16 protein-coding genes are annotated in these 13,155 nt (G+C 67.3%); 10 read left to right on the forward strand and 6 right to left on the reverse strand.

Translation table 11 applies throughout. From position 1 onward, the window contains the following. Positions 1-53: 53 nt before the first annotated feature. Genes ON43_RS40665 through ON43_RS40690 form a run of 6 tightly spaced genes read left to right on the forward strand, consistent with a single transcriptional unit; the run spans position 54 to position 5,115 of the window. The gene (locus ON43_RS40665) at positions 54-746 is read left to right on the forward strand and encodes an HAD family hydrolase (protein WP_051180147.1); all 693 of its coding nucleotides are present in this window, start codon (positions 54-56) and stop codon (positions 744-746) included. Then, the gene (locus ON43_RS40670; protein WP_040816299.1) at positions 743-1,762 is read left to right on the forward strand and encodes a phosphate/phosphite/phosphonate ABC transporter substrate-binding protein; all 1,020 of its coding nucleotides are present in this window, start codon (positions 743-745) and stop codon (positions 1,760-1,762) included. Before ON43_RS40665 ends, ON43_RS40670 begins: the two co-directional genes overlap by 4 nt. A 32-nt stretch (positions 1,763-1,794) precedes the next feature. Beyond that, entirely contained in the window at positions 1,795-2,607 is an 813-nt protein-coding gene (phnC, locus tag ON43_RS40675; protein ID WP_040816301.1) for a phosphonate ABC transporter ATP-binding protein, read from the forward strand. Then, entirely contained in the window at positions 2,604-3,395 is a 792-nt protein-coding gene (gene phnE, locus ON43_RS40680; protein WP_040816303.1) for a phosphonate ABC transporter, permease protein PhnE, read from the forward strand. The genes phnC and phnE (ON43_RS40680) overlap by 4 nt, the downstream gene beginning before the upstream one ends. Further along, positions 3,392-4,258: a phosphonate ABC transporter, permease protein PhnE gene (gene phnE, locus ON43_RS40685; RefSeq protein WP_051180149.1), complete on the forward strand. Its 867-nt coding sequence runs from the start codon at positions 3,392-3,394 to the stop codon at positions 4,256-4,258. Before phnE (ON43_RS40680) ends, phnE (ON43_RS40685) begins: the two co-directional genes overlap by 4 nt. Further along, the gene (locus ON43_RS40690) at positions 4,255-5,115 is read left to right on the forward strand and encodes a MurR/RpiR family transcriptional regulator (protein ID WP_157514436.1); all 861 of its coding nucleotides are present in this window, start codon (positions 4,255-4,257) and stop codon (positions 5,113-5,115) included. Before phnE (ON43_RS40685) ends, ON43_RS40690 begins: the two co-directional genes overlap by 4 nt. Before the next feature lie 37 nt (positions 5,116-5,152). On the opposite strand, the gene ON43_RS40695 is transcribed toward ON43_RS40690, so the two are convergent. The 3 genes from ON43_RS40695 to ON43_RS40705 all read right to left on the reverse strand — a co-directional run bounded on the left by ON43_RS40695 (position 5,153) and on the right by ON43_RS40705 (position 8,043). After that, a complete protein-coding gene (locus tag ON43_RS40695; RefSeq protein ID WP_218003527.1) occupies positions 5,153-6,775 on the reverse strand; it encodes a multicopper oxidase family protein in 1,623 nt (540 codons plus the stop codon). Between the two features lie 40 nt (positions 6,776-6,815). Next, entirely contained in the window at positions 6,816-7,340 is a 525-nt protein-coding gene (locus ON43_RS40700) for a DoxX family protein (RefSeq protein ID WP_040816306.1), read from the reverse strand. Between the two features lie 148 nt (positions 7,341-7,488). Then, complete coding sequence (locus tag ON43_RS40705; protein WP_040816307.1) at positions 7,489-8,043, reverse strand: GNAT family N-acetyltransferase; 555 nt, start codon at positions 8,041-8,043, stop codon at positions 7,489-7,491. A 204-nt stretch (positions 8,044-8,247) separates the two neighbouring features. Between ON43_RS40705 and ON43_RS40710 the strand changes: the two genes are divergently transcribed. Genes ON43_RS40710 through ON43_RS40725 form a run of 4 tightly spaced genes read left to right on the forward strand, consistent with a single transcriptional unit; the run spans position 8,248 to position 10,989 of the window. After that, on the forward strand, positions 8,248-8,832 hold the full coding sequence (locus ON43_RS40710) for a DUF2076 domain-containing protein (RefSeq protein WP_051180152.1): 585 nt from the start codon (positions 8,248-8,250) through the stop codon (positions 8,830-8,832). Positions 8,833-8,876: 44 nt separating this feature from the next. Continuing rightward, a complete protein-coding gene (locus ON43_RS40715; RefSeq protein ID WP_157514437.1) occupies positions 8,877-9,221 on the forward strand; it encodes a hypothetical protein in 345 nt (114 codons plus the stop codon). 37 nt (positions 9,222-9,258) lie between these two features. After that, positions 9,259-10,470, forward strand: coding sequence for a DUF418 domain-containing protein (locus ON43_RS40720; RefSeq protein ID WP_051180155.1), 1,212 nt, complete (start codon positions 9,259-9,261; stop codon positions 10,468-10,470). An 18-nt stretch (positions 10,471-10,488) separates the two neighbouring features. Further along, on the forward strand, positions 10,489-10,989 hold the full coding sequence (locus ON43_RS40725) for a hypothetical protein (RefSeq protein ID WP_040816309.1): 501 nt from the start codon (positions 10,489-10,491) through the stop codon (positions 10,987-10,989). 36 nt (positions 10,990-11,025) lie between these two features. Here ON43_RS40725 and rbsD read toward each other — a convergent pair whose 3' ends face one another. From rbsD to ON43_RS40740, 3 genes are read right to left on the reverse strand one after another with little or no spacing between them, the layout of a single operon-like run. After that, positions 11,026-11,415 (reverse strand): D-ribose pyranase, encoded by a 390-nt coding sequence (rbsD, locus tag ON43_RS40730; protein WP_040816311.1) that lies wholly within the window; start codon positions 11,413-11,415, stop codon positions 11,026-11,028. Between the two features lie 30 nt (positions 11,416-11,445). After that, positions 11,446-12,387, reverse strand: a complete 942-nt coding sequence (locus tag ON43_RS40735; RefSeq protein ID WP_040816313.1) for a ribokinase — start codon at positions 12,385-12,387, stop codon at positions 11,446-11,448. Further along, positions 12,384-13,151 (reverse strand): ATP-binding cassette domain-containing protein, encoded by a 768-nt coding sequence (locus ON43_RS40740; RefSeq protein WP_040816314.1) that lies wholly within the window; start codon positions 13,149-13,151, stop codon positions 12,384-12,386. Before ON43_RS40740 ends, ON43_RS40735 begins: the two co-directional genes overlap by 4 nt. Between the last annotated feature and the right edge of the window lie 4 nt (positions 13,152-13,155).

The raw sequence follows: 13,155 nt of genomic DNA on the forward strand, positions 1-13,155 counted from the left end.
CGTAACACGCCAAACCATGGACGAAACGACCATGGGGTGGCTAGATTTCTGGTGTGCTCCCGCCGCGAACCCTGGTTATCGATTTCGACGGCACGATCTGCCTCGGTGACGATCCCGTGTGGAGCTATGCCCGGTACATCGCCGCACGCGCCAGCGAAACCCTGTCCGCGCGTATCGAATCCGAGCTGCGTGATTTCCTGGCGGGCCGGATCGACGGCTATCCGGACGGCTACTACTTCGTGCAGGCCCTCGGGGCGGCGGAACTCGATCCCGCCGCGCTGAACGAGTGCTACCACGCCAGCCGCGCCGACCTGGCCGCCGGAATCCTGTCGGTGCACGCCCCCGCCGGGCTCCGCGAGTTCCTCACCGGTCTGCCCACACGCGCGGTACTGGTCACCAACGCGCCGAAACCGGGCGTGCTGGAGACCCTCGACGTCCTCGGCCTCACCGGCGTCTTCGACGAGATCGTCACCGACGCGGGCAAACCCGACGGCCTACGCGGCATCGTCGCAGACCTGCTCGGCGACGGTGACCCGGCCAGCCTGATGTCGATCGGCGATATCTGGGCCAACGACCTGCACATCCCGCACGAGATGGGTTGCGCCACCGCCCATATCGACCGCTTCGGCCGCGGCGGCGGCAGTCCCGACCTGTCGGGGCCCGGCTTCGAGGCGCTGTACTCCCGAATTTCCCGCTGGACCACCGGGTCCGATGCCCAGCGGTCGGCAATGAAGAAGGAACCATGAACGTTCGGCACCGAATCCCCTGTCTCGTCGCAGCACTCGCCACCGCGTCGGCACTGCTGTCCGGTTGTGGCGCACACGAATCCACGACGGCCACCACCGGTTCCGGTACGGCCCCGAACGCCTGCACAGGAACTGCCGAGGCGAACGCGGCCGCACCCACCAAGCTCACCCTCGCGCTGGTGCCCTCCGGCGACGCCAACAAGCTGGTGCAGAGCGTGAAACCGTTGGAAGAGGCGCTCACCGCGCGCCTGGGCATTCCGGTGAAGGGCGTGATCACCCAGGACTATCAGGCCGCCGTCGAGGCGATCGGCGCCGGGCAAGCCCAGATCGCCATGCTGCCGCCCCTGCAGATGGTGCAGGCCTGCCTGCGGTATCAGGCGGTACCGTCACTGCAGAGCGTGCGGGCGGGCAAGATCACCTACGCGGCCCAGTTCTACACCAACAATCCGTCGAAGTATTGCGCCGACGCCCCCGCGCCCGACAGCAAGGGCCTGCTGTACTGCAACGGCACCGCGCCCGGCAACGGACCCAAGGGCCTCGACACGATCGCCAAGATCAAGGGCACGAAAATGGTTGCGCTGGAATCTGGTTCGTCGGCGGGATACATCTATCCGGCGGCGGCGCTGAAGGCCGCGGGGCTGGATATCCGCAATGACACCGAGCTCACCCGGGTCGGCAGCCACCCGGCCGCCGTGCAGGCGGTGCTCAAGGGCGACGACGAGGTCGGCGTCTCCTACTGGGATGCCCGCACCACGCTGCTGAAGGACACCCCGGATGTGAAGACCAAGCTCGTCGTCTTCGCGCTCACCGACGAGGTGCCCAATGACGGCGTATCGATCACGAGCAAACTGAACTCCGAGTGGCAGAACAAGATTCGCCAAGCGATGCTGGACTACGCGGGCACACCCGAAGGCGTGCAGGCGCTCACCGATATCTATCAGATCACCGGACTGAAGCCCGCCGACCCGGCCGCGCTGATGCAGGCCAAGACGACGGCGGACTCGATCGGCAAGTAGGCCCGATCCTTCGGTAAGGGAGTCACCGGCGCATGAACACCTCCGATGCCGCGGGCATCGTCCTCGACGATATCTGCGTGCGCTACCCCAACGGCTATACCGGCCTGGACGGCGTGAGCCTGTCGATCGCACCGGGCGAGATGGTCGCCGTGGTCGGCTTGTCCGGCGCGGGCAAATCCACGCTCATCCGGGCGGTCAACGGGCTCGTTCCGGCCACCTCCGGCCGGATCACCGTGGGCCAGCGGACTTTGCGATCCTCGGACGGAAAGATGCTGCACGGCAGGGAGCTTCGCGACCTGCGCGCCGACGTGGGGATGATCTTCCAGAGCTTCAACCTGGCCCAGCGCACCACCGTGCTCAACAATGTGCTGATGGGGCGCCTACACGACACCCCGACCTGGCGCAGCCTGCTCGGCGCGTGGCGGGCCGAAGATGTCGAGCTGGCGATGCGGGCGCTGGTACGCGTCGAGATCGTCGCCAAGGCCTACCAGCGGGCCGCGAACCTCTCCGGCGGCCAGCAGCAGCGGGTCGCCATCGCCCGTACCCTGGCCCAGCAGCCGAAGGTGATCCTCGCCGACGAGCCGGTCGCCTCGCTCGACCCGCCCACCTCACACGTCGTCATGCGGGACCTGCAACGGATCAACGCCGACCTCGGCATCACCGTCGTCGTGAACCTGCACTTCCTGGACCTGGCCCGCCGCTACAGCGACCGGCTGATCGGACTGCGGGAGGGCCGGGTGGTCTTCGACGGTCCCGCCGCGGCCGCCGACGAGACCGTGTTCGAACGCATCTACGGCCGCTCGCTCACCGGCGAGGACGTGATGGACGCGAAAGCGGAACTATGACAGTCGATTCCGTACGTCCGCACAAGCCCCGCACCGCCTGGCGGGGCTGGGCGGTGTTCGCCGTCGTCCTGGCGGCCACGGCGGCCTCCTGGATCGGGGTGCAGGGCAATCTGTCCGACATCATCGCCAACTGGCGCAACGGATCCGCGAAGATCGGGGAACTGCTGCAGCCGGACTACTGGTTCTTCCCCGAGACCGTGGCACCGTTGCTCGAGACACTGCAGATGGCGATCATCGCGACCGCGGTCAGCGCGCTGATCTCGTTTCCGCTGAGCTTTCTCGCCTCCCGTATCACCAATCCGAACGCCGGGCGGCTCGGCGCGGTTCGCCTGGTGATGAACGTGATTCGCGCGATCCCGGACCTGATGTCGGCAGCGGTACTGGTGTCGATGGTCGGCATCGGGGCGCTGCCGGGCATTCTCGCGCTCGTGCTGTTCAATCTGGGCATCCTGGTGAAACTGGTGTCGGAGGCCCTCGATGCCGTCGAGCGCGGCGGGCAGGAGGCGGCCCTCGCCGCGGGCGCCACCTACACCCAGGCCAACCGGGCCGCGATCATGCCGGACATCCTGCCCGCCTTCGCTTCTCACACGCTGTACGTGCTGGAGACGAACGTGCGCTCCTCGGCGGTGCTGGGGCTCGTCGGCGCGGGCGGGCTCGGGATGCTGATCGACGAGGTGCGCAGCTTCTACCGGTATCACGAGCTGTCACTGATCATTCTGGAGATCCTGGTCGTCGTGGTGGCCATCGAGGCCGTGTCGGTGCAGGTTCGGAAGAGGCTGCTGGCATGAGCGACCCGAACGGCCACGAAGAACCGACGGCAGGTGTCACGACCGCGACCCCCGTGACCACCAAACCCGTTGCGGTGCGGCCCGATCCGCCCCGGCGCTGGGCGTCACACGCGGCGTGGGTGGCGCTGACGCTGATCGTCCTGGCCGCCGTCGCGCATACGAAGATCAAATGGGATCGGCTGGCGGATTTCCCGTCGAGTCTCGTGCACTATCTGCGGCTGATGCTGCTGCCGCCGGACTGGGCCGCGTTCGGCGACGCCTTCGCCGCCACCGCGAAGTCCGTCGAAATGGCTTGGCTGGGCACGATTCTGGGGATCGTCGTCTCCTTCCCGCTCTCGTTCGCGGCCACATCGATCCTCGCGCCGCTCTGGCTGCGGCTTCCGCTGCGCGGGGTGTTCGGCCTGCTGCGCGCGGTACCGGAGATCGTGATCGCAGTGGTCATCCTGTCCGTCACCGGACTCACCCCCTTCACCGGCGCGCTCGCCATCGGCGTGCGCACGATCGGCAGCCTGGGCAAATGGGGCTACGAGGCGATGGAGGCCGCCGACCTCGGCGCCATGGAGGCGGCCCGCACCTGCGGTGCCTCGCAGGCGCAGGTGATCCGGTGGGGACTGTGGCCCGCGGTCGCGCCGGCGGTGTTCGCGTTCTGGCTGTACCGCTTCGAGATCAACGTCCGCGCGTCGGCGATTCTCGGGCTGATCGGTGCCGGCGGCATCGGGTCCATGCTGGTGCAGAATGTGCAGTATCGGAACTGGTCCACGGTGGGCACGCTGTTCCTGGTGGTGGTGGGAGTGACGATGGTGATAGACCAGATCTCGGGACGCATCCGCACCAAGCTCGTGACCGGCCGGTGGCGGGCGTGAACCCGGCGGCGCTGCGGCCGGGAGAGGTACTGGCGCACATCCGTTCGCTCGCCCCGTCGATGCTGCCCGCGGAACGCAATGTGGCGCAGGTGTTCAGCGAGCGGCCCGCCGCCGTGGTGGAGATGTCCTCCCAGCAGGTCGCCGACGCCGCCGGAGCCTCGCGGGCGACGGTGGTGCGGGCCTGTCAGAGCCTGGGATTCACCGGATATCAGCAACTGCGCATGGTCCTGGCCCGGGAAGCGGCGCTCACCGCCGACGCAGCCCCCGAACTGGAGGGCGCGGCGGGCACCGTGCGGGCTACGTTCGCCCATACGGCGGCGGCCATTCCGGCGATGACCGCATTGCTCGACGACACCGCGGTGACGGCCGCTGTCGCGAAGATCCACACCGCCGCAACGGTTCTCGTGGTCGGCAACGGATTGTCGCTGCCGGTCGCGCAAACCATCGCCACCCGGTTGATGTCGCTGGGCCTGCGCGCCTCGGCCCCGGCCGACGTGATGAGCCAGCACATCGCCGCCCGCATGCTGGGCCCCACCGACGTAGCGCTGATCGTCACCGGAAGCGGATCCAGCACACCCAGCCTCCGGGCCGCCGAACTGGCCCGCGCGGGCGGCGCGACGGTGATCGGAATGACGTCCTTCGCACGATCACCGGTGACCGCGCTCGCGGGCTTGATCCTGGTAACCGGCATGCCGGACATGACCTTCCAGGACGAGGTCACGGTAACCAGCCGAATCCCCCAGGTCATCCTGGCCGAGGGACTGGTGGCCGCGGTCGCGGCGGCACTCGGCGACACCGCCCACCGCCACCGCGCCGCAAACCTCGCCGTCATCGGCGAATACCTCTCGGAAGACTAGTGATTCAGCCGACCAGCCATATCGCGGGAGCTGCCGCCTACCCGGTTGCGCCGGCGGCGATGACGTTCATGTAGCCCATCATTCCGTTCTGCTCGTGTCCGGTGACGTGGCAGTGGAAGTTCCATTTGCCGGGGTAATCCGCGAAACGAATCCGGATCACCACTTTCCCGGGTACGCCATCGACTGCGGCAGGCACGTTCACGACGTCCTTGTAGTCGATGGATGGCGGGGCGACGCCGTTCATGCTGAGAACCTGGAACGGTGCGGTATGGAGATGGAATGGATGATTCTGGTGGGTACTGATGTTCGTGAGCGTCCATTCCTCGACTGTCCCGAGCGTGGCCGGTGTCGTGAAGGTCGGCGAATGGTGGTCGAACATCTTGCCGTTGATGTAGAAGTCGGATTCGCCGTTGTCGTTCAGTTCGAGGTTTCGGGATTGGGCGACGGGTTCTTTGGACATGTCGGGCAGTGAGCCGGGTATCGGCCCGTCGATCCGGGGCGAGGCGGCCATGCCCGCCGGACCGGTGGCGGCCGGTCCCGTGTCGCTTTGCGCGACATCGACTTTCATGAGGGGGGTGTCGGGGTATTCGTCGCCGCTGCCGCCGGGCGGTCCGGTCACGTAGGGGAGGGTTCTGAGCCAGGTCGATCCGGCGGCTCCAGCGGTGACGAGGACGTCGCGGCGTGAGCCGGGCGGCATCAACAGGTGGGTGGCCTGAGTCGGTGCCGCGACCGGGGTCCCGTCTTCGCTGACGACGGTGAAGGTAGCGCCGTCGAGTTGGAGGTCGTAGACGATGGCGTAGCCCTCGTTGGCGATTCGCCACAGCTGGGTTTCCCCGGCTTTCAGGGTAATCGTGGGCTGGTATTGCCCGTTGACCAAGCGAACCGTCGGGTTTCGGGGCTCGAGGACGCCTTCGGGGTAGACGATCGAGTTGTCTTTACTGATCTGGGTGTCCTTGAGCGCCAAGGTATGTGCGGTGACCCCGCGGTAGGCCGCCGGCAACGATTCGCGCACGTCCCCGACAATGATGGTTCCCGACAGACCCGCCCCGACCTGGCTCTCGGTCCCGTCGCAGCGAGCCGTCGCCGGAGTATCGGTCATCGACATCGTGTGCGTCGACTGGCCCTTCCCCGCGCACATTTCGTGCGCGTGATACCAATACGTCCCCTGTGCGTGGTCCGCAGGGATGTCGAGTTGGTAGGTCAGGGTCTGACCAGGCTGGTTGGACAGATAGACGTTGTCGGAGTTCCCCTCCGGGGACACGTGCAGCCCGTGGAAGTGCAAGTTGGTCGGTGTGCCGAGTTCGTTGATCAGTTGCAAGGTGACACGCTGACCGGGAGCCGCGTGCAGGGTTGGTCCGACGAGGCTGCCGTTGTAGGTTTCCGCGCGCACTTTTTTGCCCGAGATCATCACGTCCTGCTCGGTCACTCTGAGCTGGACGGTGAGGTCGCCGGGGGTCGCCGGGTTGAGATCGGGCGGATCCACCAGTGGGGCACCAGGAACCATGCCGACCGCCTGCTCTTCGGCAGGACGCCCATCACCCTGTCGTGGTGTGCTGCCGCCGCCACAACCCGCAAGACACGCAGACAGCAGAACGGACCCGACAAGGAGGGCCCCGAGGCGGGCGATGCCCGATCGAGGCGTAGTCGAGCGTTTGGTCACAGTAGATATTCCTCTCTGGGGCGTCGGAATTTACCGCCGCCTACTTCACAACGAGCGTTATCAGCGCGGCCGCTACCCCCAGCGCGACCGCACCGGCGCCCCAAACCAGACCCTGACACTGCCACGGACGACCGTGATCCAACGAGAGGCGCCCCGGACCGGCGAAGGCCAGCGCCACCGCGGCGAGAAGGTAGAGCAAGGGCGCCTCCCACGTATCGAGACCACCACCCCGGTTGACGTACACGGCGTTCACCATGGTGCCCAGCGCGATGGCGGCGCCCAGCGGAGTCAGCAACCCCAGCGCCAACAGCAGTCCGCCGGTGATCTCGCTCAGCCCGGCCAAGGTCGCGAAGAATTTGCCTGGGTTATAGCCCCACTCATCGAAGGCCTGCGCCGCCTCATCCAGGCCCGCGCCACCGAACCAGCCGAACAGCTTCTGGCTGCCATGCACGAACAGCAGGGCGCCGAAGCCGACGCGGGTGACGAGCATGCTGATATCGATGCCGCCCACAACGTTCGAGGCAGTGTCACGGGTGGATGCGTTGGCCTTCGCGGTATTGATCATGCTCGAGGTCCTTGTCCCTGGTCCTAATTGTGGGTTGCGCTCCTCGCGTCGATACTCGCCGGACTTCCTTCTCGACGTCTATCCGCCGAACGGGGGGAGGCATCGGCCGAACGGCTGGTTTCCACCCCCTCCGCGAGAAGGATCGAGGCTAATGTTTCATGACTTTCTCGAACCGGAAGAATCCGTCGTCCTCTTCCGGGAGATGCCCAGCCATCTGGTCATCCCCGTCCCGGTCATGCGGATCAGGGTGGTTCCGGTTGAAGAATTCAACGATATGGAATCCGCATTTGTTGACATAGAAATGGATGTTGCGTTTCTCGAAGTAGGGTGTACCGAGTTCCCATACCTCGGTTTCGGGGTACTGGGCTTCGATGGCCTTCCAGGCCGCGTGGCCGACGCCGCGGCCATGAAGTCCCGGTGATACGTAGAAGAAGTCGAGGGAGTTGCGGTTCGTTTCGCCATCGATGGTCACCACCGCGCCGCCGACTCGCTTCTCGTTCAGCAGGATGTGATAGATCGCCGCACCCGGCGACGAAAAGACCTTCAGCACATCATCATCCGATGGAATGGGCTCGTCCACGGGGTGGCCCGACTGTTCGACGAACGCTTGCGTGAAGGCTTCCTGCAACTCCTTTCGGAACAGTTCCAAGTGCTCGCCTTCCGCGACCGCGAGGGAAACCCTGGACTCCGATTCCGTGGACATTCCTATTCCTTTCCGCGCTTTCCTTTCCGCGCTCGGGTCCGACCATCGTGCGGTACCCGCGTTGTGGAGGGAACCCGCCACGCGGCTGCGACGCCCGACCGGGCGCCAGCCACCCGGCGGGCCGGTTCCGGACTCTCGGCGGATGGTTGCCGGGGCGCGGGGTTCATACGTTGGTTTCCAGACCTTCCACGGATTGGAGATCGCATGGACCACACCGAACAGCAGCTCATCGGCAATCTGGCCGAGCGCATTCGCGCCGCGCAGCCGGTGACCAAGGACCCGCAGGCCGCCGAGGCCGTGCAGCGGCTCATCGCCTCCCAGCCCGACGCGCTGTACGTGCTGGCGCAGGCCGTGATCCTGCAGGAGCAGGCCCTGCAGCAGGCGCAGGCACAGCTCGCGGAGTTGAACGGTCGGCTCGCGCAGCAGCAGGCGCCCGCGGACCGGCCTGGCGGCGGGTTCCTGGCGAACCTGTTCGGAAAGCCCTCGCAGCAGGGACCCGGCAATGCCGCGGTTCCGGCGGGCGCAGCCGGCGGGTTCGGCGGCGCACCCGGTCAGGCCGGTGGATTCGGGGGTGCCGCGCCCGAGCAGTCCGGTCGCCGAGGGCCCGGCGGATTTCTGGCCACCGCAGGCTCGGCCGCAGTGGGCGTCGCGGGCGGAGCGCTGCTTTTCCAGGGAATCAGCAATGCCTTCAGCGGACACAACACCCACACCGCCTCCGCCGACGCCCATGGGACCAACGACACCCACGAGCAGAGCGGATTCGGCGGATTCGACGACGACAGCTGGTGACCCGGCGCACGCCCGGCCCGGACGCTTCACGAGGAATGACGATGATGACCAAGAAGATTCTGCTGCTCGCCACCGGATTCGCCACGGCCGCAACCGCCGTGGCGATCGCCGCCGCCCCGGCCTCGGCCGCACCGGCCGTGACCATCAAGGGCGCCAAGGACAACACGATCACCGCACGCGCGGCCGGCGCGCACCCCAACTCGGCCTGCACGCTGCACGATGTCTCGACCGGGAAATCGGTATCCGGCAAGGCCGCCGCGGACGGCACGGTCACGCTGGTGCTGACGAAGATGCGCCTTGGGCCCCACGCGGTCAATCTCACCTGCACCGCGCCCGATGGCAGCAAGCAGGTGCTGGCCGACCACCGCGCCGCGCCGATCACTCGGTGAGCCGGTCCGGGAATCGATCAACAGGAGCCGAGAACCCATGGCGGACGCGATGAATACGCCGGTCGCCGCGCCCGGCGGCGGACGCATCGGCGAGCTTGACATCCTGCGCGGGTTCGCCCTCTACGGGATCGTCGTGGTCAATACCGTCATCGCAGCGACGGTATTGTTCGCGCCCGGCTGGGGCGCCGGCGATCAGAGCTTCACGGGCGGCGGCGATTTGGATCGCATTTGCCAAGGCTTGGTGGACGCGTTGTTCACCGGCAAGTTCTATCTGCTGTTCGCGTTCCTGTTCGGCTACTCGTTCACCCTGCAGATGGCCGCGGCCGAGCGCGCCGGAGTCCCCGCGGTGCCACGACTGCTGCGCCGCAGTCTGGCGCTGTTCCTGCTCGGCCTGGCCCACGTGATGGCGCTGTGGGTCGGCGAGATTCTCACCCTGTACGCGGTGCTGTGCGTGATCCTGGTGGTGCTGCGCAAGATTCGGCCGCTGACCGCCCTCGTCACGGGGCTGCTGCTGTATCTCGGTTATCTACTGCTGATGTTCGTCCTCGGCGGCGACGCCATGTTCCGAAAGGACTCCGGCCTCGCCGGAAACAACGGCTTCACCGGCAGTTTCACCGAAACCCTGCACGCGCAGCTGACCAGCGCCCCGCACTTCATGCTGCTCACCTGGCTCACCCAGGGTGTGCCCGCGCTGGGCATGTTCCTGCTCGGCCTGGCGGCCGGCAAGCGCCGCCTGTTCGAGGATCCGGAGCTGCTGCGGCGCTGGACATCCCGCGCCATGGCGCTGGGCTTCGGTGTGGGCGCACCGGTTTCGCTGCTCACCTTCGCGTACTCGGTGGAACGCGATGGCACACCCGCCTATTGGCCCCTCGTGCAGGAACTCGCCAACCCCTTCATGACTCTGGGCTACATCGCGGGACTGGTCGCGCTGACCCGCTCCCCGTGGGCCGCAGCTGTGGCCCGTTTGGCCCCGGCCGGTCGGATGGCGGCGTCCAACTACATCGGGCAATCGATCGTGATGATGCTCCTCTACACCGGCTACGGTCTGGCCCTGGCCGGAAAGGTTCCCGTCGCGGGAGTCGTCGCGATCGCCACGGCGACCTTCGCCGCCCAGGTATGGCTCAGCGCGTGGTGGCTGCACCGCCACACCTACGGCCCGGTCGAGTGGCTGCTGCGGGCGGCGACGTATCTGTCGATTCCGGCATGGCGCAAGCCATCGACGTCGGCCACCAGCTCCCCGGCACAGTAGGCAGTACACTCCGCAACCGTGCAGCTACAGGCAAACGACATCTACGGCGGCGTCGTCGGGACGGTGCTGGCCAGCGTCATCGTCGCGGCGATGCCGCTGGGCCAGAGCCCCCTCCACTCCGCGCTGTGGGTGGGCGTCAGCGTTGCCATCGCCGCGATCACCCGCAGCTACGGCCAGCACGTGTCCACCCACAGCATCGACTCACAGTCGGGCTTCTGGCTGGACCTGGGCCGCACCCTCCTCACCGGCATCCCCCTCATGATCGCCTGTGTCCCCACGATTCTCCTGCTGATCCTGGCTCACCTGCGGCAGTGGCCCGACGACATCGTCCGCTCCGACGGCTCGGTGACCTCCGGCTTCACCACCTGGACCATGGTGCTGAACATGATCCTGCTCTTCGTTTGGGGCGTGCTGGCCGCCCGCAGCGGTGGCTACACCCGCTGGCGAGCAGCCGCGATCGGCGTGGGCAACACCGCGCTCGGCCTGGCCGTATTCATGGTCAACATCCTCATCCGATAGCACCGCCCCGTCCACGCGGACAGCAGCGGGCCCGGCTCACAGCCAGGGCACTCCCGCTCGCAGCAGCACGTTCGCGTAGGGCCGTGCCTCGCCGGTACGGACTACGAAGCGGCAGTCGGCGATTCGCGCCTTGAAGCCGGTGTGATCGAGCAATTCCGGGGAGAGACGGCCAGCGAGGAATGTGGCGGCTTCCGGGTTGTGGTCGGTCACGTCGCGGCTGGCCCAGGCCGCTTCCACGGTGACCTCGGTGAGGATGAGGTCGAGTATCGGCTCGAAACGCGGGAAGCCGTAGCTGATTCCGAGGTCGATGACCGGCACGCCGACCGGCACCGGGAGCCCGGAGTCGCTGACGGCGAAGAGGTCGGTGTGGCGGAGATTGGTGAGGGCCGACTGCAGGTCGGCATGGATGATCCCGGAGGTACGCATCGGTCGAATTCCTTTGGTGGACAGCGCGGATCAGGCGAACTCACGGGCCGGTGGGACGGCGGAGAGCGCGGCGGTGATCCGGTCGCGGGTCGGGTAGGCGGTATGGGTGCCGGCGGCCTGGACGGCGAGCGCGGCGGCCGCGGTCGCGAAGGCGACCCCGGAGGGCAGATCGCCGCCCTCGGCGAGCGCAGTGGCGAGCGCACCGACGAAGGCGTCTCCGGCCCCGGTGGAATCGGTCGAATGAATCCGGGGCGCGGGCTGATGACCGCCCGCCACCGTCGACGGACCGTCGCGCCGAACCCAGACGGCTCCGGCCGCGCCCAGCGTGGCGACCACCGCGGGGACACCGTCCAGGCACAGGGCACGCGCCTGATCGAAGGCCTGCCGCGGCGTCGTGGCCACCTCGCCGGTCAGACCGGCCAGCTCGGATTCGTTGACTATCAAGGGATCACATCGGCGCAGCAACTCCGCGGGCAGGCTGGAGGCCGGTGCGGCATTGAGTATGAACCGCCGCGCATGCCGGGCGGTCCACCGCACCACCCGGACCGGCACCTCCAATTGCGCCACCACCACCTCGGCGGCCGCGATCAACTCCGCCGCCACCGAAGAGTCGAGCTCCGCGTCGGACTCCCATCGGAAGTTCGCGGCGGGATCGACGACGATCTGATTCTCACCCGCGGCGACGCTGATGTAGGCCGTGCCCGTGCGAGCACCGGGTACCTCCACGACCGCCTCGAGCCCGACGCCGTACTCGCACAGCGATTTCCGCAAGGAGGGATCCGGGTCCTCACCGACCCTGGCCACGAATTCGACCTGCCCGCCGGCCTTGGCCGCGGCAACCGCCTGATTGGATCCCTTGCCGCCCAGGTTGGTTCGCGTCTCGGCGGCGAGGATCGTCTCCCCGGGGCCGGGCAACCGCGACACTTCGCACACCACGTCGTGATTGACCGACCCGAGCACCACCACCGTCACGAGGCCGCCTCCGCGACGGTATCGAGATTGCCGGGCGCCGCGCCGGTGATGAGCGCGACCAGCCGGTCGCCATCCACCTCGTCGATGCGGTGGGCGGCAACAGATCTGCCGCGCCGCAGCACCACCACATTGTCACAGATGCGCATGACCTGATCGAGGTCGTGACTGATGATCAGCACGGTGATGCCCCGCTCGCGCAGGCCGCGCACCAGCTGTTCCACAGCGGCGGTCTCGCGCACGCCGAGGGCGGCGGTCGGCTCGTCCATGATCACCATGGACTTGCCCCACGCCACCGCGCGCGCGATGGCGATGCTCTGGCGCTGGCCACCGCTCATCCGGCGCACGGTGGAACGCACCGACGGCACGTCCACATCCAGCTCGCGCAGGATCTCGCCGCTGCGGGCGATCATGGCCCTGCGATTGACAATGCCCAGCGGATGGACAAGCTCCCGATTGAGAAACAGGTTCTGCCACACGGTCAGATCGTCGATGAGCGCGAGATCCTGATAGACGGTCTCGATGCCCATGCGCCGGGCGTCCTCGGGCGAGCGTAGCCGGACCGGCTCGCCGCGGAACAGGATCTGCCCGGTATCGGGTGACTGCACACCGGTGAGGCAGCGCACCAGGGTAGATTTGCCCGCGCCGTTGTCACCGACCAACGCGGTGACCTCACCCTCCGGAATCGTCATGGTCACCCCGGCGAGCGCCCGCACCGAATCGAACGATTTGGTGAGATCCCGGGCCTCCAACAGCGGAATCGTCATGTCC

Origin of the sequence: Nocardia concava NBRC 100430 (assembly GCF_000308815.1) — a bacterium.
GTDB lineage: Bacteria > Actinomycetota > Actinomycetes > Mycobacteriales > Mycobacteriaceae > Nocardia > Nocardia concava.

Excerpts from the sequence above, each read along its gene's own strand:
- ON43_RS40670 (WP_040816299.1), top strand. The coding sequence starts at position 743 with ATGAACGTTCGGCACCGAATCCCCTGTCTCGTCGCAGCACTCGCCACC.
- phnC (WP_040816301.1), top strand. The coding sequence starts at position 1,795 with ATGAACACCTCCGATGCCGCGGGCATCGTCCTCGACGATATCTGCGTG.
- phnE (WP_040816303.1), top strand. The coding sequence starts at position 2,604 with ATGACAGTCGATTCCGTACGTCCGCACAAGCCCCGCACCGCCTGGCGG.
- phnE (WP_051180149.1), top strand. The coding sequence starts at position 3,392 with ATGAGCGACCCGAACGGCCACGAAGAACCGACGGCAGGTGTCACGACC.
- ON43_RS40700 (WP_040816306.1), bottom strand. The coding sequence starts at position 7,340 with ATGATCAATACCGCGAAGGCCAACGCATCCACCCGTGACACTGCCTCG.
- ON43_RS40705 (WP_040816307.1), bottom strand. The coding sequence starts at position 8,043 with ATGTCCACGGAATCGGAGTCCAGGGTTTCCCTCGCGGTCGCGGAAGGC.
- ON43_RS40710 (WP_051180152.1), top strand. The coding sequence starts at position 8,248 with ATGGACCACACCGAACAGCAGCTCATCGGCAATCTGGCCGAGCGCATT.
- ON43_RS40715 (WP_157514437.1), top strand. The coding sequence starts at position 8,877 with ATGACCAAGAAGATTCTGCTGCTCGCCACCGGATTCGCCACGGCCGCA.
- ON43_RS40720 (WP_051180155.1), top strand. The coding sequence starts at position 9,259 with ATGGCGGACGCGATGAATACGCCGGTCGCCGCGCCCGGCGGCGGACGC.
- rbsD (WP_040816311.1), bottom strand. The coding sequence starts at position 11,415 with ATGCGTACCTCCGGGATCATCCATGCCGACCTGCAGTCGGCCCTCACC.
- ON43_RS40740 (WP_040816314.1), bottom strand. The coding sequence starts at position 13,151 with ATGACGATTCCGCTGTTGGAGGCCCGGGATCTCACCAAATCGTTCGAT.